20 protein-coding genes are annotated in these 22969 nt (G+C 64.2%); 11 read left to right on the forward strand and 9 right to left on the reverse strand.

Features of this window, described 5'->3' with window-relative positions:
- The first annotated feature begins 5 nt into the window (after positions 1-5).
- Entirely contained in the window at positions 6-1016 is a 1011-nt protein-coding gene (locus tag ACFFJ6_RS18650; RefSeq protein ID WP_378390566.1) for an inorganic phosphate transporter, read from the forward strand.
- A 90-nt stretch (positions 1017-1106) separates the two neighbouring features.
- Positions 1107-2147, forward strand: a complete 1041-nt coding sequence (gene corA / locus ACFFJ6_RS18655) for a magnesium/cobalt transporter CorA (protein WP_378392199.1) — start codon at positions 1107-1109, stop codon at positions 2145-2147.
- A gap of 175 nt (positions 2148-2322) precedes the next feature.
- Here the strand turns inward: corA and sugE are convergent, their stop codons facing one another.
- Positions 2323-2637 (reverse strand): quaternary ammonium compound efflux SMR transporter SugE, encoded by a 315-nt coding sequence (sugE, locus tag ACFFJ6_RS18660; RefSeq protein WP_378390568.1) that lies wholly within the window; start codon positions 2635-2637, stop codon positions 2323-2325.
- A 241-nt stretch (positions 2638-2878) separates the two neighbouring features.
- Here sugE and ACFFJ6_RS18665 point away from each other — a divergent pair, with 241 nt between their 5' ends.
- The gene (locus ACFFJ6_RS18665; RefSeq protein ID WP_378390570.1) at positions 2879-4504 is read left to right on the forward strand and encodes a peptide chain release factor 3; all 1626 of its coding nucleotides are present in this window, start codon (positions 2879-2881) and stop codon (positions 4502-4504) included.
- 232 nt (positions 4505-4736) lie between these two features.
- Here ACFFJ6_RS18665 and ACFFJ6_RS18670 read toward each other — a convergent pair whose 3' ends face one another.
- Together ACFFJ6_RS18670 and ACFFJ6_RS18675 are read right to left on the reverse strand one after the other, a co-directional pair.
- Positions 4737-5510, reverse strand: a complete 774-nt coding sequence (locus ACFFJ6_RS18670) for an SDR family NAD(P)-dependent oxidoreductase (RefSeq protein WP_378390572.1) — start codon at positions 5508-5510, stop codon at positions 4737-4739.
- A gap of 152 nt (positions 5511-5662) precedes the next feature.
- Positions 5663-7360 carry an AMP-binding protein gene (locus ACFFJ6_RS18675; RefSeq protein ID WP_378390574.1) on the reverse strand — a complete coding sequence of 566 codons (1698 nt, stop codon included), beginning with the start codon at positions 7358-7360 and terminating at the stop codon, positions 5663-5665.
- A 110-nt stretch (positions 7361-7470) separates the two neighbouring features.
- Here ACFFJ6_RS18675 and ACFFJ6_RS18680 point away from each other — a divergent pair, with 110 nt between their 5' ends.
- Positions 7471-8688 (forward strand): ABC transporter substrate-binding protein, encoded by a 1218-nt coding sequence (locus tag ACFFJ6_RS18680; protein WP_378390576.1) that lies wholly within the window; start codon positions 7471-7473, stop codon positions 8686-8688.
- 25 nt (positions 8689-8713) lie between these two features.
- Here ACFFJ6_RS18680 and ACFFJ6_RS18685 read toward each other — a convergent pair whose 3' ends face one another.
- Positions 8714-9703 (reverse strand): winged helix-turn-helix transcriptional regulator, encoded by a 990-nt coding sequence (locus ACFFJ6_RS18685; RefSeq protein WP_378390578.1) that lies wholly within the window; start codon positions 9701-9703, stop codon positions 8714-8716.
- Between the two features lie 331 nt (positions 9704-10034).
- Here ACFFJ6_RS18685 and ACFFJ6_RS18690 point away from each other — a divergent pair, with 331 nt between their 5' ends.
- Together ACFFJ6_RS18690 and ACFFJ6_RS18695 are read left to right on the forward strand one after the other, a co-directional pair.
- Positions 10035-10844 (forward strand): enoyl-CoA hydratase/isomerase family protein, encoded by an 810-nt coding sequence (locus tag ACFFJ6_RS18690; RefSeq protein ID WP_378390580.1) that lies wholly within the window; start codon positions 10035-10037, stop codon positions 10842-10844.
- Between the two features lie 151 nt (positions 10845-10995).
- On the forward strand, positions 10996-11505 hold the full coding sequence (locus ACFFJ6_RS18695) for a VOC family protein (protein ID WP_378390582.1): 510 nt from the start codon (positions 10996-10998) through the stop codon (positions 11503-11505).
- Positions 11506-11686: 181 nt separating this feature from the next.
- Here the strand turns inward: ACFFJ6_RS18695 and ACFFJ6_RS18700 are convergent, their stop codons facing one another.
- Positions 11687-12148 (reverse strand): SRPBCC family protein, encoded by a 462-nt coding sequence (locus ACFFJ6_RS18700; protein WP_378390584.1) that lies wholly within the window; start codon positions 12146-12148, stop codon positions 11687-11689.
- Positions 12149-12293: 145 nt separating this feature from the next.
- On the reverse strand, positions 12294-13187 hold the full coding sequence (locus ACFFJ6_RS18705) for a LysR family transcriptional regulator (RefSeq protein WP_378390586.1): 894 nt from the start codon (positions 13185-13187) through the stop codon (positions 12294-12296).
- 101 nt (positions 13188-13288) lie between these two features.
- Here ACFFJ6_RS18705 and ACFFJ6_RS18710 point away from each other — a divergent pair, with 101 nt between their 5' ends.
- The gene (locus ACFFJ6_RS18710) at positions 13289-14158 is read left to right on the forward strand and encodes an SDR family oxidoreductase (RefSeq protein ID WP_378390588.1); all 870 of its coding nucleotides are present in this window, start codon (positions 13289-13291) and stop codon (positions 14156-14158) included.
- A 57-nt stretch (positions 14159-14215) separates the two neighbouring features.
- Here ACFFJ6_RS18710 and ACFFJ6_RS18715 read toward each other — a convergent pair whose 3' ends face one another.
- Positions 14216-15379: a mandelate racemase/muconate lactonizing enzyme family protein gene (locus ACFFJ6_RS18715; protein WP_378390590.1), complete on the reverse strand. Its 1164-nt coding sequence runs from the start codon at positions 15377-15379 to the stop codon at positions 14216-14218.
- Between the two features lie 217 nt (positions 15380-15596).
- Here ACFFJ6_RS18715 and ACFFJ6_RS18720 point away from each other — a divergent pair, with 217 nt between their 5' ends.
- The 3 genes from ACFFJ6_RS18720 (at position 15597) to ACFFJ6_RS18730 (ending at position 19622) form a co-directional block, all read left to right on the forward strand.
- A complete protein-coding gene (locus ACFFJ6_RS18720; RefSeq protein WP_378392201.1) occupies positions 15597-16337 on the forward strand; it encodes a Spy/CpxP family protein refolding chaperone in 741 nt (246 codons plus the stop codon).
- Between the two features lie 229 nt (positions 16338-16566).
- Entirely contained in the window at positions 16567-17892 is a 1326-nt protein-coding gene (locus ACFFJ6_RS18725; RefSeq protein ID WP_378392203.1) for a hypothetical protein, read from the forward strand.
- Positions 17893-17903: 11 nt separating this feature from the next.
- Positions 17904-19622, forward strand: coding sequence for a FecR family protein (locus ACFFJ6_RS18730; RefSeq protein WP_378390593.1), 1719 nt, complete (start codon positions 17904-17906; stop codon positions 19620-19622).
- Positions 19623-19648: 26 nt separating this feature from the next.
- On the opposite strand, the gene ACFFJ6_RS18735 is transcribed toward ACFFJ6_RS18730, so the two are convergent.
- Positions 19649-20071 (reverse strand): hypothetical protein, encoded by a 423-nt coding sequence (locus tag ACFFJ6_RS18735; protein WP_378390595.1) that lies wholly within the window; start codon positions 20069-20071, stop codon positions 19649-19651.
- Between the two features lie 242 nt (positions 20072-20313).
- On the opposite strand from ACFFJ6_RS18735, the gene ACFFJ6_RS18740 reads away from it, so the two are divergent.
- On the forward strand, positions 20314-22590 hold the full coding sequence (locus ACFFJ6_RS18740; protein WP_378390597.1) for a CHASE2 domain-containing protein: 2277 nt from the start codon (positions 20314-20316) through the stop codon (positions 22588-22590).
- Positions 22591-22615: 25 nt separating this feature from the next.
- On the opposite strand, the gene ACFFJ6_RS18745 is transcribed toward ACFFJ6_RS18740, so the two are convergent.
- Complete coding sequence (locus ACFFJ6_RS18745) at positions 22616-22852, reverse strand: hypothetical protein (protein WP_378390599.1); 237 nt, start codon at positions 22850-22852, stop codon at positions 22616-22618.
- Positions 22853-22969: the final 117 nt, after the last annotated feature.

Consider the following 22969-nt stretch of genomic DNA (forward strand, 5'->3'; position numbering starts at 1 on the left):
GGGCCGTGGACGCTTCGATCGGGCTGCCCATTCTGGTCGGATTGATCGCCGTCGCGCTGCTGTTCGACTTCCTGAACGGCCTGCACGACGCGGCCAATTCGATCGCCACCATCGTCTCCACCCGCGTGTTGCGGCCGCACTACGCGGTGTTCTGGGCGGCATTCTTCAACTTCGTCGCCTTCCTGGTGTTCGGCCTGCACGTCGCCAACACCATCGGCACCGGCATCATCGAGCCCAGTGTGATCGATTCCGCGGTGATCTTCGCCGCCCTGGTCGGTGCCATCGTCTGGAACATCGTCACCTGGGCGCTCGGGATTCCCTCGAGCTCGTCGCACGCGCTGATCGGCGGATTGCTCGGCGCCGGTCTGGCCAAGGCCGGACTGTCGGCCGCGGTGTGGAGCGGCGTCTCCAAGGCGCTGCTGGCGATCGTGCTGTCGCCGCTGGTCGGCTTCGTGCTGGCGCTGGTGCTGGTGGCGATCGTGTCGTGGGCGTCGGTGCGCTCGACGCCGTTTGCGGTTGACCGCGCCTTCCGCATCCTGCAGTTCGCCTCGGCCTCGCTGTATTCGCTCGGCCATGGCGGCAACGACGCGCAGAAGACGATGGGCATCATCGCCGTGCTGCTCTACTCGCAGGGCTATCTCGGCAGCGAATTCTCGGTGCCGTTCTGGGTGGTGATTTCCTGCCAGTCGGCGATGGCGCTCGGCACCCTGATGGGCGGCTGGCGGATCGTCCGCACCATGGGGTTGCGCATCACCAAGCTGACCCCGATGCAGGGCTTCTGCGCCGAGACCGGCGGCGCCGCGACGCTGTTCATGGCGACCTTCCTTGGCGTGCCGGTGTCGACCACCCACACCATCACGGGCGCCATTGTCGGCGTCGGTGCGGCGCGGCGAATGTCGGCGGTGCGCTGGAACGTGGCGAGCTCGATCGTCTATGCTTGGGTGATCACCATCCCGGCGTCGGCGTTGGTTGCCGCCGCCGCCTATTGGGCGACCAAGCTGCTACCGTCGTTCTGACCGCGCCGCCACTCGCCGCCAGCGGCGGAACCTGCCGACGTCCTCGCGCTTGTCAAAGGTATCCAATCGCTGAGGAAAGTGCGGCCCTTGATGCTGAAGCAGCTAAGATTGCGCAGCATCGATGCGCCGCCGCCGAAGCCGCATGCGCCACCCTGCGAACCCGGCGTGGTCGCGGCCAGTGCCTACGCGCACGGCCAGTTGGTGGCCGACATCACCATCGAACAGGCGGGCGAGTGGGCCCGTAAGGACGGCCATATCGTCTGGATCGGGCTGCACGACCCCAGCCAGGACCTGCTGGCGCGGGTGGCCAGGCAGCTCCATCTGCACCCGCTGGCGATCGAGGACGCCACGAACGCCCGGCAGCCGCCGAAGGTCGAGCAATACGACGACGCCTTCTTCGTGGTCGCCCGCACCGCGCAGATGGAGGACGGGCAGATCGCGTTCGGCGAGACGCATATCTTCGTCGGCAAAGGCTACGTCGTGTCGGTCCGACACGGCGCGTCGTCGTCCTACAACGTCGTTCGGTCGCGCTGCGAAGCCAGCCCGAACTGGTTCGCCGAGGGCGAGGACTACATCCTCTATGCCATCCTCGATTTCATCGTCGACAACTACCGCCCGGTGATCGACCGGATTCAAAGCGAGGTCGACAGTCTCGAGGAGGAGGTGCTGCGCCGCTCGCATCTCGGTCAGATGGACGGCCTGTATCGGCTGCGGCGCGAACTGCTCAAGCTGAAGCGGGCGGTCGGGCCGATGGTCGACGTCTGCAAGCGGCTCGAGCATGCCGATCTGATCACGCTGGATGCGCCGCTGAAGCCGCTGTTCCGCGACATCCTTGATCTTGATCACGTCAATCGCGCCGAGGAAGACATCGACCAGTTGCTGCAGATCCTGGCGTTCGTGTTCGAAGCCAGCATGATGGCCGGGCAGGCGCAGCAGACCGAGATCGCGCGGCGACTGACCGCCTGGGCCGCTATCCTGGCGGTCCCGACCGCGATCGCCGGCATCTACGGCATGAACTTCGAGCACATGCCGGAGCTGAAGTGGGAGTATGGCTACTACGTCGTGCTCGGCGTCATCGCCAGCGTCTGCGGGTTTCTGTATTATCGCTTCAAGCGCGTCGGCTGGCTGTGATTGCTGAAGGCCATGGCTGTCGGGCGTTGATGTGAGTCGTCATCCTGAGGAGCGCGCGCAGCGCGCCTCGAAGGATGCGGCCAAGGTGCTTGCGGCCCATCCTTCGAGGCCCACCGAGCCGCGCACAGCGCGGCGCAGTGGGCGCCTCAGGATGACGGCGTCGAGTTGATCAAATTCAGCCCACCATCTTCAGCCCGATGATCCCGGCGACGATCAGGCCGATGCAGGCGAGGCGGCCGAGCGTTGCCGGATCGCCGAACAGCGCGATGCCGAGCGCCGCGGTTCCCACCGCGCCGATGCCGCTCCAGATCGCATAGGCGGTGCCGATCGGCAGCGTCTTCAGGGCGAGGCCGAGCAGGGTGATGCTGGCGACCATCGCCGCGACGGTCAGTGCCGTCGGCACCAGCCGGGTGAAGCCTTCGGTGTATTTCAGGCCGAGTGCCCAGCCGATTTCCATCAGGCCGGCGACGAACAGATAGAACCAGGCCATTGAGGCCTCCCTTGCGCAGCTCCGGCAGTCTCGATCGAGGGGATTTCGTGAGGCCATCCAGCGGGATGGCGCCGGCGCTTGGTGCGCTCTGCGAGGAGGACGGGTCGTCCCGGCCGAAAAGGTGATTTTGAGGTCGTCCTCGAACCCTTATATGAGACACGCCGACGCGCCGTGCAACCACGGGCCCAGCGACCCGCCGGAAGCCCTTGATTGCGCCGGCTTTCCCTGCCACAGGCTGAGTATGTCCGACACCGCTGTTCCGGCCGATGCGCCGTCCTCGACCCCGTCTTCGCTCGCCCATGAAGTGGCGCGGCGGCGCACCTTTGCGATCATCTCCCACCCTGACGCCGGCAAGACCACGCTGACCGAAAAGCTGCTGCTGTTCGGCGGCGCGATCAATCTCGCCGGTCAGGTCAAGGCCAAGGGCGAGCGCCGCAACACCCGGTCGGACTGGATGAAGATCGAGCGCGACCGCGGCATCTCGGTGGTCACCTCGGTGATGACCTTCGAGTTCGACAACCTCGTCTTCAACCTGCTCGACACGCCGGGCCACGAGGACTTCTCGGAGGACACCTACCGGACGCTGACCGCGGTCGACAGCGCCGTGATGGTGATCGACGCCGCCAAGGGCATCGAGGCACGGACGCGCAAGCTGTTCGAGGTCTGCCGGCTGCGCGACATCCCGATCATCACCTTCATCAACAAGATGGATCGCGAGAGCCGCGACACCTTCGACATCCTGGACGAGATCGAGAAGACGCTGGCGCTCGACACCACGCCGATGACCTGGCCGGTCGGCCGCGGCCGCGACTTCCTCGGCACCTATGACGTGCTCACCGGCGGCATTCGCCTGCTCGAAGGCGGCGGCGCCAAGACCGGTGCGGCCGAGCAGATCGACATCGACGACCTCGGCAAGCGCAACCCCAATCTCGACGTCGCCGCGGTGAAGGAGGAGCTTGCGCTCGCCACCGAGGCCTGCAAGCCGTTCGACCTCGACGCCTTCCGCGAGGGCCATCTGACGCCGGTGTATTTCGGCTCGGCGCTGCGCAATTTCGGCGTCGGCGACCTGCTGGAAGGACTCGGCCGCTACGCGCCGCCGCCGCGCGCCCAGGATTCGAATTTGCGCAAGGTCGAGGCGGACGAGCCGAAGATGAGCGCCTTCGTCTTCAAGATTCAGGCGAACATGGATCCCAATCATCGGGATCGCATTGCCTTCGCAAGGCTTTGCTCCGGCAAGCTGACCCGCGGCATGAAGGCCAAGCTGGTCCGAACCGGCAAGAACATGAGCCTGTCGGCGCCGCAGTTCTTCTTCGCGCAGGACCGCTCGGTGGCGGACGAAGCCTTCGCCGGCGACGTCGTCGGCATTCCCAATCACGGCACGCTGCGGATCGGCGATACGCTGACCGAGGGCGAGGACGTCACCTTCGTCGGCGTGCCGAGCTTCGCGCCGGAAATCGTCCGCCGCGTCCGGCTCGGCGACGCGATGAAGGCCAAGAAGCTGAAGGAAGCGCTGCAACAGATGTCCGAAGAGGGCGTCGTCCAGGTGTTCCGCCCGCGCGACGGCGCGCCCGCGCTGGTCGGCGTCGTCGGCCCGCTGCAGCTCGACGTGCTCAAGGCGCGGCTCGAAGCCGAGTATCAGCTGCCGGTCGATTTCGAAGTCTCCGAATTCCAGCTCGCGCGCTGGATCTCTTCCGAGGACCGCAAGAAGCTCGACAGCTTCATCACCGCCAACAACTCGTCGATCGCCGACGACGTCGACGGCGACCCGGTGTATCTGGCCAAGAACGAGTTCTACCTCGGCTACACCCGCGACCGCGCCGAAGGCATCGTGTTCTCCGAGATCAAGGACGTGAAGAAGGTGGCGTGAGGCGAGGGCGGCTTCGCCGGTCGCTCGCTCGGTACGCGATAATCACACCGCCCACCGCCGTCATCCCCGCGAAAGCGGGGATCCAGTATCCCAGAGCGCTTCTGATCGGGGACGTCGCCTCGTCGCATCCGCTCTGGAATACTGGGTCGCCCGGTCAAGCCGGGCGATGACGTCGTGCCTGGGAGGCGATGACGTTGTGCCTGAGAGCATGACCCGCAGTCCTCCGGGCGGACTACAATGGAGACACGAGATGGCCTCCGTCCACGGCCAGCGTCGTTCCGGTCATCCACGCGGAGGCATCAGAAGCAAGAAGCAGGAATGCGCCGTCGAGATCGCAAGGATCCCCCAAGCGACGCATTGGAATTCGGTCAATCATCCTTCGACCGGCTTCACTCGCAAAGAACTCGGCATTCATGTCCGTCCCGACGTAGCCAGGGCACAGAGCGTTGACGCGAATGCCGTAGCGAGCCCATTCCAGAGCGAGCAGCTTCGTCATCTGGATCAGGCCCGCCTTGGAGATCGAATAGGGAGCTACTCCGTTCCCGGGATGAAGACCAAGTACAGACGCGATATTCACGATCGCCCCCGGACGCCTTTCGGAGAGCCACGCCTGTGCCGCCGCGTTTGACAACAACCACGCGCCGCGCAAGTTGGTATCGATGATGCGATCAAAATCCGCAGTGGCGACAGCGATCGCAGGTTGCGAGTTGGCAACGCCTGCGTTGTTGACGAGGATGTCGAGCGGGGGCACCTCTCCGCTTTCGATGTGCGAGAGGGCCCGAGATACCGAACTCTCGTCCGCGACGTCGAGCATGACTTCGTAGACGGCAGGGGAACCCAGGGCCCTGAGCTCTGCGGCAAGCACTGCGAGTCGATCTTTGCGGCGCGCCGCGATGGAGACAATCGCTTCATGTCGAGCGAGCAGCCGGGCGAAGTGTTCACCCAATCCACTGGAGGCGCCCGTAACCATCACATGTTTTCCAGCTACCAACGCTCCAAGGTTCATTGTCCGTTCCCATTTGATGATTTGAAATACGAGCGGACATTCTGAATTCGCGCCACGCGGGCTGGCCATCTCAAAAGCGACCAAAGCGACCCGGTGTTCATGTCCGACATCACCTCAGCGTCGGGAAGATAAGGTGAGATTCCGCGGGCGCTTTACTCATCGGCTTTGATCAAGCCGAGCGATTGAGCCGAGGATTTAGCCAGAAGGAATTTCTGGACCTTGCCGCTTGTCGTCAGAGGAAAAGTGTCGACGAAGCGGAGATATCTGGGAATCTTGTAGTGGGAGATCTTGCCCTTGCAGAATTCCCGCACGTCTCGATCGTCTGTGTGAGAACCCGCCTTTAGCATGAGGCACGCGCAGAGTTCCTCGCCGTATTTGTCGTCTGGCACCCCGACGACGCAGGCGCTTTCCACGGCCGGATGTCGCATCAGAAATTCTTCAATCTCCCCGCAGGAGATGTTCTCGCCGCCCCTGATAACCATGTCCTTGAGGCGCCCGACGATCCTTCCGTAACCATCTCCGTCGAACATGCCGAGGTCGCCTGTTCGCAACCAACCTTCCGAATTGATCGTTTGAGATGTCGTTACGGGATCGCCCCAGTATCCCAGCATCGTCGAGTAACCTCGAACGAGAATTTCCCCGGGCTCACCGATTTGAACAGTCGATCCTGTCGGATCGACGATCTTCGCCTCGACGTGCGGCACGACGCGTCCGACTGTCGTAACACGTCGTTCTGGCGTGTCGGTCGGCGACGTGACCATGACAGCTGAACTGGTTTCGGTCATGCCGTATCCATTTACAACGCCCGTCATGTTCATCTCGGCCATCACCCGGCGCAGAAGCTCCATCGGAACCACGGCGCCGGCGATGATCCCCGTGCGAAGTGACGACAGATCGCGGGCGCGTTCTTCGAGCCTGGCCAACTCGGAGACGAACATCGTCGGCGTGCCATACAAAGACGTGCACCGTTCCGCTTCCACCGCGTCCAACACGGCGTCCGCATCGAATGCGTCGCCTGGGTGAACAATCTTCGCGCCCCGCAGCATCGCGAGCAGATTACCGGTTAGCATCCCGAATATGTGGAACAAAGGCAGCGGCACGCAGATCGCGTCGCGCTCTGACGTGCCGCAAATGTGCCCCGTGAACCATGCGCTATTGAGCAAGCCGTGATGACTGAGTGTCGCCGCCTTCGGTGCACCGGTGGTGCCGCTCGTATACTGAATGTTGATTGGGTCGGCGGACTTGAGGCCTCTGGGCCAGCTGAAGCCGTCGTTGATTGCCCGTGAACCATCCGCGACGACATCTTGGAAACGGACGACTCCGTCATGCCGCTCGGATGCCGTACAAATCAGAAGTCGAAGGTCCGGGACTTCTGCCGAATGAAGATCGCCAGACCGGCACCCGCCGATCTCCGGGATGAGGCCTCGAAGCGTGTCCAGATAGCGGCTGGTTTTGAACGATTCCGCAAACACCAGCGCCTTGCAGCCGACTTTGACCAGAGCGTATTTGATTTCCGCAGTCCGATAGGCCGGATTGAGATTGACCAGGATTAGGCCGATTTTCGCCGAAGCGTATTGAGTCACCGTCCACTCGACGCAATTCGGTGCCCATATTCCAATACGGTCGCCCGGCCGAAGCCCGGCCTGCCACAGGCCGGCGGCGAACTTATCGACCTGGCGCTTCAGATCACGGTAGCTCCACCGCACCTGCTGATGTCGAACGACGAGCGCAATGTTGTCGCCGAAGCGTTCCGCAGCATCGTCAAGCGCGGCGCCAATCGTCGCGTCGATCAGCGGAAGCGTCTGCTCCCCTTTGAAGTGGCTTAGTCTCGACCGCGTATTGTTTTCCACGACATGGACCCAGCAAGACGGAGAATCTATCGGTTGCGTAACGCTACTTATCATCTATAGTAGCGTTACGCAACCGGCTTGAAAAAACGGGCCTATCAAGGGAGGGATCGATGCGAGCACGATTATTTGCGGCAGTGGCTTCTGGGTTGGCCATGCTTGCCTTCAGCCCTGGCGATACGTTCGCGCAAAGCAAATACGACGTTGGCGCCAACGATCACGAAATCAAGGTCGGCAACATTCTGGCGTATAGTGGTCCCGTCTCGAGCCTCGGCATCATCGGCAAGATCGAAGCCGCCTACTTCAAGAAGGTGAACGATGAGGGGGGCATCAATGGACGCAAGATCAAGTTCATATCCTATGACGACGCCTACAGCCCGCCGAAGACCGTCGAGCAGGCCCGCAAACTCGTCGAGAGCGACGAGGTGCTTTTCATCTTCAACCCTGTAGGCACTCCGACCAACGCGGCAATCCAAAAGTACATGAACACCAAGGGCGTTCCGCAGCTGTTCGTTGGTGGGGGCGCAACACGCTGGAACAAGCCAGCCGAATTTCCCTGGACGATGGGCTTTCAGCCAAACTATCAGACCGAGGGGCGAATCTTCGCGAAATACATCTTGGCGACGAAGCCCGACGCCAAGATTGCTGTCCTCTATCAGAACGACGACCTCGGCAAGGATTACCTGAAGGGCCTCAAGGACGGCCTCGGCGACAGGGCGTCCCTGATCGTGGCGGAAGAAAGCTACGAGATATCTGAGCCAGTCATCGACTCGCATGTTGTGAAAGTGAAGGCCAGCGGAGCAGACACCTTCATCGCGATCGCCTTGCCGAGAGTTGCTGCTCAATCAATTCGAAAAGTCTCGGAGCTGGGCTGGAAGCCGCTCTTCATCCTGTCGAGCATCGGAGCATCGATCGGCACGGTCATTCGCCCCGCAGGCTTCGATAATTCTCAGGGAATCGTCTCGACCGTCTACCTCAAGGATCCGTCGGACCCGCAATGGGCCAACGATGAGGCGAAGCAGAAATTCGACGACTTCCTGGCGAAGTACGCTCCCGACGCCGACAAGAACGATTACTTTGTCGTGTATGCGTACGTCATTTCTCAGACGATGGTGAAGGTCTTGCAGCAGTGCGGCAATGACCTGACGCGCGCCAACGTCATGCGGCAGGCCGCCAACCTGGTCGATTTCAGGCCGGACATGCTGCTGCCGGGAATTGCGATCAACACGAGTGCGACGGACTTTGCCCCGATGAAGGACATGAGGACAGCCCGGATGCAAGGAGATCGTTGGGAGATCTTCGGCGACATTCTGTCAGGTTCGGCCCCCTGAACCGAAACAGCCCGCACGTTTCCAATCACGCCTTCGTTCGGCTAGCGCCCTTCTTCGAGACTGTCTTAGAAGGGCGCGATTGACGGGCGCGCGGCGCAACAAGGTGCACCTGCTTGACTTCGACGTCCTTGGGCAGAGGCGGATGCCCGCACGCCATACAGACGATTTCGACATGCAGGGGCTGCCCACACGATCGGTGAAGGATCGATGTCTTGGCGGCACGCTTGTGGAGACCGCGAAGGCCCCAGTCGTGAAGGGTTAGGAGCACCGGGCAAAGTGCCTTGCCGCTCTCACTCAGCCGGTATTCGTACCGAGGCGGACGCGACTGATATTCCAAACGGTCCAGCACGCCACGTTCGACGAAATGGTTGAGCCGCGCTGTCAGCGTCGTTCTTGCGATGCCCAGCACGCTATGGAAATGTTCAAATTTTGAAATGCCCGCGAGGGCCAACCACAAGACGAAAAAGCCCCAGCGGTCTCCGATGACGGCTAATGTTCGGCTGACGGATGTTGGTCTCCCGGCAGTATAAAGTTCAGGACGTGATGAGACCCGGACCGAGGCGGTATCATTGCGAATAGTCTCGGCAATATTGCCCAGGTTGATCTGAACATCCTCCGCATGGATTTCGCGTTTGCAGGCCGAGCAGATCGCTTTCGGGCGCAGTACACGGCCGCACGTCTTGTGCGACAGGATGACCGGCGGGCCATCCTTCCCGGCAACCCAATCGTCCCCCCACCTCATGAGCGACAAAGCGTATTGATAAGTATCAAGACCGCGAGGGGTCAGACGATACTCATGGATGTCGGAACGGTCAGGTAGCTTCTTCCGCTCCAGAAGGCCAAATTCAACGAGCATCGACAGACGGTCGGTCAACGTATTTTTTGCGATGTTCAAATTTCGTTGAAAATCGCCAAATCGGCGAACCCCGAAGAAGGCTTCCTGCTGGATCAGGAAACTCCAGGGATCACCAATCGCCCGCAAGGCACTATCCAACGGAGGGGGGTCGTCACGCATGTTGAGCGAAATCGCGTCTCTGCATCTGCCATTTAGGGGTCGTTGCTAGCAGATGCGAAGGCGCACCGCACGTGTTTCCTGCAATTTCGCTCGTTCGGACATGCTCGCCTGCATGCACGCCTTGAAGCCGTGAGCGTCTCACCGCTTCTGTTCGCGTTCTGGCTGGCGCGACCGCTCGCCCTGAAAGGGCCGAGTGAGCGGTGCCTGCCGGAGATCGGCCCAGCAGCTACGTCAGCCTGCCTCGCGAAAAGGTGGTTGCGCAACGATACTGACTAATGTACAAAGGTCTTGTTAGTAGCGTTACGCAACCATCATTCCAGAGGAGACTCCCTTGTCGCAGTACAAGCACATCATCTTCAAGCGCGAAGGAACGATTACGCGAATCACCTTCAATCGACCTCATGCTCACAACGCGCTCGATCGCGAGATGTCCGACGAGCTCGCGAACGCGGTTCGTTCGGTCAAGAAGGATCGTGAATGCCGCTTTCTTGTGTTCCAGGGCGCCGGAGATACGTTCTGCGCGGGCGACGACATCAAGGACTTTCTGACCTGGAATGATGAAGACCCGTATTGGCAGTGCCGCCAGTATCAGGAAACGGCACAAACGATCGAAGACCTCACCTGTATCACGATCGCGGCCGTAGACGGGGTGTGCACGGGCGGTGGCCTCGAGCTCACCTTGACGTGCGACTTCGTGGTCGCAACCGATCGAAGCCGATGGGGTATGCCGGAAATCGACTGGGACATCACGCCAGGCTGGGGCGGCGTGACTCGGCTCCAGAAATTCGCCGGCCGCCGCAAGACCAAGGAATGGAATCTGATCGGTCAACTGTTCGATGCGGAAACCGCAGAGCGATACGACCTCATCAATCGAATCTGCAAGCCGGCTGATCTCGACAAGGAGGTCGATGCCTTGATCGCCGTGGTCGCGGCGAAGAATCCCGTGACGCTTCGTCGGTCGAAGTTCGTTCTCAACAAGAGCGCAGACCTTCCGGTGCCGGCGGCCATGGCCTTCGAAGTGCCCCTCCAGCCGTTCGACAGCAAGCCCGGACGTTTCGCCACGGAAGGCATGGAGGATTTTGCCAAGCGGGAAACTCGCAGCGCGCGCCGCAAGGTTTCGAAGACGTTCTGGCAAGACTAGCGGTTGGCCAAGCGCCACGTCACGAGCTGGCATCCAACAGGCAACAGAGGGCAGGTGAACTGGCCCTCTGTTTACTACTTCGCATGCGGTCGGAAAAATCAGGCCTAGACCTGCCGATCAAAACTCGTCTCCTCCAACAACCGGTGATCAGGTGGACACAATCAGAATTCGTGAGTGGGTTCACGCCAATATTTGCGTAAGCGATCTTGAGCGTAGCATCGCATTTTACGAAATGCTCGGATTTGAAAAATTCGACGACAATATATTCGAGCAGGGCGCCGGCGTTTGGGATGGCCTTGGATTGCCGGAGGGAAGGCGCTTCCGCGCCGCCTTCATGAGAATCCGTGGTGGCCGGCCGCGTCCGTTCCTGGACATCATACAGTTCATCGACCCGCCGACGGTCGGCAACGCATATCCCACTCTCCATAACATCGGGATCGGCCGACTGTGCTTCGAAGTCGATGACGTCTTTCAAGCAGCAAAGACCCTGGAGGCTCACAACGTCGAATTCGTCGGACCGATCTCTCGTTACGAGACCGCTAAGGGCGTTCGGTCGCACGGGCTCGATTGTTTGTTCTTGTGCTTTAAAGACCCGGATGGAACGATTATCGAATACATCTCGTTTCAACGCCAAAAGAACGTGCCGGATTGGCGTGCCTGACGCGTAGCCCATTTCTCCATCACAGCGTCGGCGGCTCTCCACGTTTGCGGTGCAATGGGAGATCGGCACGCGGATACGCCTGTGCCAGCAGCAGATCTCGAACAGGTGTGTTAGGTCGGCGTGTTACTCATAGCGGCCAGCAGGGCGTGTCGGCCCATTGGCCGCCGCTTCGCCGGTCGGCTCACCGCCGCTCCACAATCCTCTTGATATTCCCCAATCCCAGCTCCGCCTCCGCGCTCATCCGCTCGACCATCTCCGCGGTCGGTGGCTTCGGCCTTGCCGGGTTGCGGAGGATGCGGGTGAAGCGGGTTTGGCCATCGACCTCTTCAAACGTGTAGTGCACCACTACCGGGCCCATGAAGCTGGTGTAGGTCATGCCGATCCACAGCGTCGGGCGGTCGCAGGCGATCACCAGCCAGTCGAGATCGACCGGGCCGGTGCGGGTCGACCAGTGTTCGTGGAAGGTGTCGCCGAAGCGCATCGGGCGATCGTCGCAATCCAGCGCGTGCGAGGAGGGCAGCCATTCGGGCCACGACTTCGGATTGGTGACGTAGTCGAACACGGCCTCGCGCGGCGCGGCGATGTCGATGGCATGGCGGATTTCGAAGGGATGCGTCTGCGCGCGTGAAGGCTCGGTGGTCATGGCGTTTCCTGGATGCGCGTTGGCCCGCGCGCGGTTTCGTTGACGGCAGTCTAGGCGAGCCGCCTCGCGGCCGCCATGCCGACCTGCGGTGCTTGTGGAGGCACGTGGCTGACTACGGCCAATCCACGGCGCCGAACTGCATCCGCTATGTGGCCAGATACGCCGCCAGTTCCTCCGGCATCCCGGACGGGAAGGCGTGCTTGAGATGATCGAGGAATGCAGAGACGCGGGCGCTGAGCAGCCGGCGCGACGGGTAGAGCGCCCACAACTGAATCTCCGGCCCGTCAGCGTCGCCCCACTTCACCAGACGTCCGGTGCTCAGATCGTGGGTCACCAGCGAGATCGGCAGACGTGCGACGCCGACGCCGGCGCGGACGGCATCGCGGACCATCATCAGCGACGACAGCCGCAGCACGGGATCGACCGCGAGGCGCGATCGTCCTGCCGCCGCGATCAGGTCCCAGCTTTCGCGGCCCGCGCCGCTGCCACGGACCACGGCCGGGGCGACGCCGTCGTCCGCGGGGCGGGCGAGGCTCGGGCTCGCCACCACGACGAGCCGGTCGCGGAGGAAGATCCGGCCGACCAAGTTGTCGTCGGGGGCGGGATTGACCCGGATCACCAGGTCGTAGCCTTCCTCGATCATGTCGACAGCGCGGTCGTCCGTCGTGACCTCGAGCCGGACCTCCGGATAGCTCAGCGCGAAGTCGGCTGCGAGCCTGCCCATGGCCGTCTGCGAGAACAGCAGCGGCGCGCTGATGCGCAGCTTGCCTTTGGGCCGGCCGCCGCCCGAGGCAATCGACGCCGCAGTCTCGTCGAGTTCGGTAATCAGGGCGCTGGTTCGTTCGAACAGCGCGCGGCCTTCTTCGGTGAGCTTGAGCGTGCGTGCGCCGCGTTCGAACAGCCGCAGATCGAGCGCGGCCTCCAGCTCGGTCACGCGGCGCGACAGCGTCGCCTTGGGGCGGCCGGTGGCGCGGGCCGCGCGGCCGAAGCCGCCATGGCGGGCAACCAGATTGAAATCGGACAGAGCGAGCAGGTCCATCGTTTCACCTGTGAGACGGTCTGTCCAAATCTAGCAGCTATCGGCTCGAATGTGGATCACTCATGGTCGGGGTGTCTTCAAACCCCAACGGAGTGACCCTTATGACCATCCTCGTCCTCGGAGCCGCCGGCCGCGTCGGCCGCCATGTCGTCCACAACCTCGTCCAGCGCGGCGCACAGGTGCGCGTGCTGGTTCGCGATCCCGCCAAGGCTGATTTTGCGGCCGGGGTGGAGGTGGTGAAGGGCGATCTGCTCGACGTCGACTCGCTGCGCGCGGCCTTCGCCGGCGTGGGGGCGTTCTTCCTGCTCAACGCGGTCGCCGGCGACGAATTCGCACAGGCGCTGATCACGTTGAACATCGCGCGCGAGGCCGGCGTCGAGCGGGCCGTGTATCAGTCGGTGATCCATGCCGACCGCTTCGTCGACGTACCGCATTTCGCGGTGAAGTCCGGCGGCGAGCGGATGCTCGAGCAGATGGGCTTCAGCGCCACCATCCTGCGTCCGTCCTACTTCATCGACAACGATCTGATGATCAAGGACGTGGTCCTCGGCCACGGCGTCTATCCGATGCCGATCGGTAGCAAGGGCCTCGCCATGGTGGATGCCCGCGACATCGCCGAAGTCGCGGCGATCGAACTGATCCGCCGCGCGCAGGCGCCGGGCAAGCTGCCGGTCGAGACCATCAATCTGGTCGGGCCCGATACGCTGACGGGCGCGGACGTGGCGGCGATCTGGTCGGACGTGCTGGGCCGCCCGGTGGTCTATGGCGGCGATGATACGACCGCCTTCGAGCAAAACATGGCGAGCTTCATGCCGAAGTGGATGGCGTATGAAATGCGGCTGATGGCGCAGCGCTTCGTCAGCGACGGCATGATCCCGGAGCCGGGCGACCGCGACCGTCTCGTCAAGTTGCTCGGCCGTCCGCTGCACGCCTATCGCGACTTCGCAGCCCGGATCGCGGCGGCCGGCTAAGGCGCCGCGACGACGGGGGCCACTGGCGCCGGCGAATGTTCGTCGCGCGCCGGTGGCTTACGCGGCCAGATCGCGCATCACCTTGATCAGGTCGGACTTGCCTTCGAAGCCGATGCCGGGGAGTTCGGGCATGACGATATGGCCGTCCTCGACCTTCACGCCGTCCGGGAAGCCGCCGTAGGGCAGGAAGAGATCCGGATAGCTTTCATTGCCGCCGAGCCCGAGGCCGGCGGCGATGTTGAGCGACATCTGGTGGCCGCCGTGCGGTATGCAGCGCGACGGTGACCAGCCGAATTGCTTGAGCACGTCGAGCGTCCGCAGATATTCGACCAGCCCGTAGGACAGTGCGCAGTCGAACTGCAGGTAGTCGCGATCCGGCCGCATGCCGCCGTAGCGCAGCAGGTTGCGGGCGTCCTGATGCGAGAACAGGTTCTCGCCGGTGGCCATCGGGCCGGGGTAGAATTCGGACAGCGCGGCCTGCAGCGCGTAGTCGAGCGGGTCGCCGACTTCCTCGTACCAGAACAGCGGATACTGCCGCAGCATCTTGGCGTAGGCGATGCCGGTTTCCAGATCGAACCGGCCGTTGGCATCCACGGCGAGCCGGGCCTCGTTGCCGATCTCCGCCAGCACCGCTTCGATCCGGCGCTGGTCCTCGGCGATCGGTGCGCCGCCGATCTTCATCTTTACGACATTGTAGCCACGATCGAGATAGCCGCGCATCTCGGCGCGCAGCGCGCTGTCGTCCTTGCCCGGATAGTAGTAGCCGCCGGCGGCGTAGACAAACACGCGCGGATCCGCCTCGCGGTCGTTCTGCTTGGCGAGCATCCGGAACAGCGGCTTTCCGGCGATCTTGGCGGTGGCGTCCCAGATCGCCATGTCGAGCGTGCCGACCGCGACCGAGCGTTCGCCGTGGCCGCCGGGCTTTTCGTTGGTCATCATCGCCGACCAGATCCTGTGCGGATCGAGATTGTCGCCGGCTTCGTTGAGCAGACTGCTCGGCTCTGCCTCGAGGATGCGGTCCCGAAAGCGCTCGCGGATCAGGCCGCCCTGGCCGTAGCGGCCGTTGGAGTTGAAGCCGTAGCCGACGACGCGGCGGCCGTCGCGTTCGACGTCGGTCACCACCGCGACCAGGCTCGTCGTCATCTTCGAGAAATCGATATAGGCGTTGCGGATCGGGGAGGCGATCGGCTTGGTGATCTCGCAAACGTCGACGATGCGCATCTTGGACTTTCCTGTTGCACGGCTGGCGTGGTCGTACGCGGAAGCTGCCTCAGCGGCCACCGCCAAGTTCGGTTCCGCGATGCGCGACGGGCACGGGTTCACCGCAGCGCCGCGCTCTGCCAGACTCGGTGCGAATCGTCGGCGTCCGCTGGCGGAACATGCGATGAAAGGGCGTTCGATGATGCCGGGATCTGCAATGCGACGCGGCTGGACTCTGATGGCCCTGGCCTTGACCTTGGGGGTGGTGGCGGCACCGACGCCTGCTGCCCAGGCCCAAGGCCTTGTTCAGGGCGTGCAGCAGGGCGCCCGCGAAGGCAACCGGGCGGCCGGGCCGGTCGGCGGGGTGCTGGGCGGAGCCATCGGCGGCGTGGTTGGCGTCGTCGGCGGGGTGCTCGGCGGCGTCACCGGCACCAACAATCGCAACGCGGCCGGGCCGGTGCAGCCCCAGGCCGCCCCCCCGGCGCAGACTGCTCAGCCAACTCAGACTCCGCCGCGCAATGCCCGCGAGGCCCGCAAGCAGGCGCGCGAGGCCGCGAAGGCGGCAAAGGCCGCCCAGGCCAAGGGCAATGCGGCGCCGGCGGCTGCCGCGGTGCCGGCCGCGCTGACCGCCGAGCAGATCGTCGCCAGTTCGGACGCCAACATCCAGCGGATCAAAAGCGAGCTGAAGCTGACGCCGGAGCAGGAGAAGCACTGGGGGCAATTCTCCAGCGCGATGCACTATCTCGGCCAGCACGGCGCCGAGCGGCTCGAACTGCGCAAGGCACGGGCGCAGCGCGATCCGCCGGACGACATCGTCGAGCAGATGCGCAACGAGGCGCAATTCCTGTACGACCGCGGCGCCGACCAGCGCGCCGTCGCCGACGCCGCCGAGCCGCTGTTCGCCACCCTCGACGACAAGCAGAAAGCGATTTTCGTCACAGAGATGGTCCGGCTCAGCACCGAGCGCGGGCTGGACTGATTTGCCTGAATCCGCGGCGTGTTGTGTGACCTCGTACGGATTCAGGACATCGCGGCCGTCTCCGCGTGACACAAAAGCCACGACCGCAGCCAATCCCGCTGGGACAGCGTAAAAAAGGATACCGCTGCCCGAACGTTCTCAGCAAAATCCCGACCCATTAGCTCGGACAACGAGCAAACGGTTTCGATCGTATTTGATTTCGGAGTGCTGCGTGACGTTTCGAGCCACCATGATGGGCCTGCTGGCGGCGACCGGGATCGCCATTTCGGGCGCTGCCGCACAGCAAGCCGGGCCGGCGCCGACCCCGGCGTCCGCCCCGGTGTCTGCCTCGCCCGACTACGATACGCTGTTCGCGCAGATGTATCAGCGGCCGTCCGATCTCGACGTCAGCTTCAAGTTCGCCCACGAGGCGGTGGCGCGGGGCGACTACGAGGCTGCGATCGGCGCGCTGGAGCGCATGCTGTTCTTCAATCCCGAGTTGCCGCGGGTGAAGCTCGAACTCGGCGTGCTGTATTTCAAGCTGGCGTCCTACGAGATCGCGCGTGGCTATCTGCTCGACGCCATCAAGGGCACCAATGTGCCGGCCGATATCCGCGCCCAGGTCATGGCGTATCTGTCGGAGATCGACCGCCGGCTGGCGCCGTACGAATACAGCGTGTTCATGCATTCCGGGATGCGCTACCAGACCAACGCCAATATCGGGCCGAACGGCCTGCAGGTGCGGGCGCTCGGCCAGGACGCGATCCTCGATCCGCGTTACGGCAAGAAGCCGGACTGGAACACGTTCCAGACCGTCGCGGCGACCTATGCCTACAAACTCAATCTGCGTGGTGACGCGATCGAGACCTCGTTCCTCGGCCTCAATTCGCGGCAGATGACGCAGAGCCGGTTCAATCTCGGCCTGGTCGAAGTCACCGCCGGTCATCGCGTCGGGCTCGGACAGGACTCCTCGTTCAAGTACTACGCGATCGGCGACAAGGTCTGGCTTGGCGACTATAGTTACTTCAACGCGCTCGGCGGCGGCCTGTCGGCCCGCACGCAGCTCGGCGGCCTCGGCCTAGTCGAAGGTTATGTCGAGACCCGGCATCGCCGCTTCAGCGACTCGAACTATTTCCCGACCGCCAGCGACCAGACCGGCGATCTGCTCACCGCTGCGATCCTCACCGATTTCCGCTGGGGCGGGGTGCACTGGACGACGCGCGCCGGCTACGACAGCAACAAGGCGATCGCCGATTACAACAGCTACAAGCGCTATTCGATCGACGTCGCGCTGCCGATCGAGTTCGTGCTGCCTGTGTTCGGCACGCCGCATGCCTTCGTGTTCGCGCCGACCGCCGGCTTCAGCCAGGCCAATTACGACGCGCCGAACTTCATCGTCGATCCGGTGATCGTCCGCCGCGACCAGGAATATCGCTACGGCGCGATCTTCGACGCGCAGCTGGTCGACAATGTCGGCCTGCGCACCCAGGTGACCTACACCAAGATCGACTCCAATCTGCCGAACTACCGCACCAACAACCTGTCGGCCTCGATCGGCCCGACGCTGCGTTTCTGAGGAGATCGGCGATGCAACGCACGGCAGGACGACGGATCGGGCAGGGCGTGCTGGCGGCTCTCGCGCTGGCGATGCTCGGCACCAGCGCGCTGGCGCAGGAGGTCGGCAAGGCCTCGGCGGTGAACCCCAACGCCACCGCCAATCTGCGCACCATCACGATCGGCTCGTCGATCGCCCACAAGGAGCGGATCCAGACCACCTCGGCGGGCTCGGTACAGCTGCTGTTCGTCGACAAGACGTCGATGACGATCGGCCCGAACAGCGACCTGACGATCGACGAATACGTCTATGACCCCAATGCGGGCAGCGGCAAGCTGGCAGCGACGCTGGGCAAGGGAGCGCTGCGCTTCGTCGGCGGCCAGATCAGTCATAATGGCGATGCCGAGATCAAGACCGCGTCCGCGACCGTCGGCATCCGCGGCGGCGTGGCGCTGATCGGGACCAATCACGTTTATGCCGGCTATGGCACCTCGACGGTGTCGTCCGGTGGCAGCACGGTGTCGCTGGGCGCCGGTGAATACACCGCCCTGCAGGGCGGCCAGCCGCCGACGCCGCCCGGTCCGCCGCCGGCGAATTTCGTGCTCAATCAGATTCGGCTGTTCCAGAGCGGCAGTGGCCAGAGCGGCGGCGTCGCCCGCGGTACGGCGTCGCCTGCCAATGTGCAGCGCGCCGAGAACCGCGCCACCGGCACGCCGGGCGGCTCGGTGGCCGGCTCGCTGACGCCTGTCCCGCCTCCTCCACCTCCGCCGCCTCCGGTCGCCGCATCGCTGAACCAGACGATCCAGACCTCGACCCAGCAGGCGGCCGTCAACCAGATTGCGCAGGAGAGCATCGGGGCGCGGCCGAGCATCACGCTGGCCGGCTTCGTCGGCGGCCTGATGACGACGCTGACCAGCAGCTCGACCTATTACGCGGGGCCCTCGACGGGCATCTTCGGTGGCACCGCGAGGGTCGCGCTCGATGCGACGAGCGGACGGGTCCAGGCGAATTTCGACGGCGACGTCGCGCACGGCCCGAACACCGGCTATCTGCCCACCACCTTCAACTATCAGTTCGGATCGACTGATCCGTCGCTCGACGGACAGAGCGGTTACGGCGATTACAGCAACTTCGCCGCCGGCCCCGCGACCGACAAGACCGGCAAGCCGCTGTCGACCATCAACGGGCTGCCGATCACCGACCATACCGGCGTCATGGTCACGGTGACCCGCGACCAGGCGCGGCAATACGCGGACGACGGCGGCGCCACGACGAATTTCTGCGATTGCGACTACACGCGCTGGGGATTATGGGCGAGCCAGAGCAAGCAGGGGCCGTATCTCGACACGGCGCTCGGCTTCTGGGTGGCCGGCCGTCCAACCACGGCGGGCGAGGTGCCGCTCAGCGGGCAGGCGACCTATGCGGGCCATGTCATCGCGAACATCGACAACGCCGGCAGCAACTACGTGGCGACCGGCAATTTCAGCAATACGGTGAATTTCGGCTCGCGCACCGGTCAGGTCACGGTGACGGGTCTGGACAACACCAACTATGTCGGCCAGGTGCAATTCATGCCCGATCCGCGCAATTTCGCCGGCTCACTCGCCGGCGACGTCGGGCAGCGGCAGATGGGGATCGCCGGCAGCTTCTTCCGCGGCGCGAACAGTCCGGTGGGAGAAATGGGCGGCGCCATCGGGATCTCCGGCGCCAGCTATCTCGGCGGCGGCATCTTCGCAGCGAAGATGAAATAATCACCGGCCGCTATCGGCGAGGCCGCCTAGAAGCGATGAGAGTCCGGACCGGAATGGCCGGAGATCGCCGCGGCTTTCTGTTCGGCCCGGGGCGCGCCCGGCGGCACGTAGCGTGCCGTGGCGGTCACTTCGGACCTGGTGGCGGGGTCGATAAGTTCGACCGATACGGTCAACCCGTCGGCCGAGGGCGTGATCGCGCGGATCGTCGCCTGCCGGTCGCCAACCGCGCGGCTGACGGCGACCGACGTCGCTGCATCTCGCTCTGCTGCGGTTTTGTGAGCGCTGGTGGCAAGGACGCCGGCAAGCGCAGCTTCGTCGGCGATCTGCTGGAGAGATTGATGTCCCCGCGCGGGCGCGGTCGCGGCATAGATCGCGATGGCGACGATCGGCAACGCCGACAGCGCGATCAGCGATCCCAGCCGCTCGCCGCGCGATTCCCTTCGCAGCATCGTCTCGCTCCTTCGTCGCGGCGCGGGACGAGCCCAGCCACCGCAGCCGTTCGGCAAAATCAGTGGCAAGACCCCACCAATCTTCCTACCATCACGACATCTGTCGCTGCGGTTCGGATCGTTCGGCCCGTGCCTGTCCTTTCAACGTTTGATCGTATGGACCAGTTCCGTCTTGCTCATCGTCCGTGGTCCGTGCATCGGCGTGCCGGCTGGCGTGGAGGCTATGCCGATCGGGGGATGCCATGCGGCGGTTGAGCCGCGACGCATACCCGTTTCTCAGCCGTGCCACACTGGCCTGGGTGCGGCTGCGGCGGCTCGGGCGCAGCAAGTCGGTGCGGGCGGTCGCGGCGGCGCTGGCGACGCTGCTCCTGCTCACCGCGCTGCGGGCTTACGACCCGCGGATCGTCGGTGAGCTCAAGGAGCGCGCCTTCGACGCCTATCAGCGGCTGTCGCCGCGGCCGGTGGCGGACCTGCCGGTGCGCGTCGTCGACATCGACGAGGCCTCGCTGGGGGCGTTCGGACAATGGCCATGGCCGCGGACGCGGCTCGCGGCCCTGACCAAGCGCCTCGGCGAACTCGGCGCCGGTGTGGTCGCCTACGACATCATTTTCTCCGAGCCGGATCGGACCACGCCGGGCCGGCTGGCCAACGAACTCGGCACCGCGGATCTGCCCGACCGCGATCTCACCGTCGCACTGCTCAAGAGCCTGCCGGATCACGACACGAGCTTCGCACAGGCGATGCAGGCGACACCGACCGTACTGGGCTTCGCGGCGATCAGCGCGCGCAACACCACGCGGCCGACGGTGAAGAACGGACTGGCTGTCGTCGGCGTGACGCCGACGCAAGTGCTGCCGCCGTTCCGCGGAGCGGTCGCCAACTTGCCGCAGCTCGAACAGGCCGCAGCCGGCGTCGGCGCCATCAACCTGTCGGCGCGCGACAGGACCGGCGTGGTGCGGCGACTGCCGATGCTGATGTCGGATGGCGCGCAGGTCTATCCCAGTCTCGCCGTCGAGGCGCTGCGCGTGGTGCAGAACCAGAAGGGAATCGTGGTGCGCGGCACCGGCGCCAGCGGTGACGCCGACACCGGTCACGCCGCGCTGGTCGACATGCGGGTCGGACAGTTCAAGCTGCCGCTGACCCGCGACGGCGAGGTCTGGGTGTATTTCAGCCGTGAGCGTCCGGACCGTACCGTCTCGGTCAAGGACGTGCTCGACTCGGCCAAGACCGCCGAGATGCGCGACAAGCTCGAAGGCACGATCGTGCTGGTCGGCACCTCGGCCTCCGGCCTGCTGGACGCGCGCGCCACGCCACTCGGGCAGGTGGTGCCGGGCGTCACGATCCAGGCGCAACTGATCGAACAGATCATCGCGCAGGATTTCATCGAGCGGCCCGACTGGGCGGACGGGTTCGAGATCCTCGCGACGCTGCTGCTCGGCACGCTGGTGACGGCGCTGCTGCTGATCGCCGGCGCGCGGTTCTCGCTAATCGCCTGCGGCGTGGTGTTCCTCTGCGCGATCGGCGGATCGTGGATTGCGTTCTCGCATTTCCGCCTGCTGATCGATCCGGTGTATCCGTCGCTGGCGACGCTGGCGACTTACGTCGCGGTCGAGCGCGTGCTGCACGTTGCCTCGGTGCGCGAGAAAACCTTCGTCCGCCAGGCGTTCGGGCAGTATCTCGCGCCGGCGCTGCTGGCCAAGCTCGAACAATCCTCCGAGCCGATGCGGCTCGGCGGCGAGATGCGCGATCTCAGCGTGATGTTCATGGACGTGCGGGGCTTCACGCCGATTTCCGAGACGCTGAACGCGACCGAACTGGTCGACTTCATCAACACGCTGCTGTCGCCGCTGTCGGACGCGATCCAGGACGAACTCGGCACTATCGACAAATATATCGGCGACTCGATCATGGCGTTCTGGAATGCGCCGGTCGACGTCGTTGACCATGCCGCGCGCGCCTGCCGCGCAGCGCTGAAGATGCGCGGCGTTGTCGGGCAGCTCAACGACGTCGATGCGTTCGGCTTTGCGGCGCGCGGGCTGGCCGATCCGGTGGTGCGGATCGGCATCGGCATCAACACCGGCACCGCCTGCGTCGGCAATATGGGCTCTGCGAAGCGCTTCAACTATTCGGCGATGGGGGACGTGGTGAACGTCGCGGCGCGGATCGAAAGCGCCTCGAAGGAATTCCGCAGTGACGTTCTGGTGTCGGAAGACGTCGCCCGCGCGGCTCCGGGGATGGCGTTGCTCGAAGCTGGGGAGATCATGCTGAAAGGCAAGTCGAAGCCGACGCGGCTGTATGCGCTGGCGGGCGACGAGGATTTTGCCGCGACGTCGCGCTTCGCCGCGTTGAAGCAGACCCACGCCACGATGCTGGCCGCGTTCAAGGCCGGCGATGCCTCAGCCGCCACTTCCGCATTGGCGGGATGTCGCACCGCAGCCGGTCCTGCCCTGCAGGGACTGTATGATCACTTCGCGGAGCGGCTCGCCGCGTTGCCGACAGCGCGGGTGAGCGCGGATTAATTGGGGCTGTTCTGTTCGTGAAGGCTCAGCAGCCGCGACAGATGCTCTTCAACTTGGACAACAGCTTGTCGCGTTCGTCGGATGCGGCCTTGATATAGCTGTCGTTGCCGTGGCGGCCGGCGGCGAAGCGGCCGAGATGCATGCCCATGCCGCCATGCATGTGAAAGCCCATGCCGCCGCGCGCCTGGACGGCGAGGGGCGTCAGCAGCAAGGCGGCGAGTGCCGCGGCCGCCAGAGCGCGGCTGAGAGCGGAGCGTAGCATCGGTCGATTTCGAACCGCGATTGCGGCGGAAGTGGCGTGCCGCTGCAACGCGTAAGCCATGGTGAGGCCTGCTGTTTCGACGACGGCCGCTGCGACGATCCCGGCGACTGTGTCCAG

The sequence above is a fragment of the Rhodopseudomonas telluris genome (genome assembly GCF_042432815.1).
Taxonomy (GTDB): Bacteria; Pseudomonadota; Alphaproteobacteria; order Rhizobiales; family Xanthobacteraceae; genus Rhodopseudomonas; species Rhodopseudomonas telluris.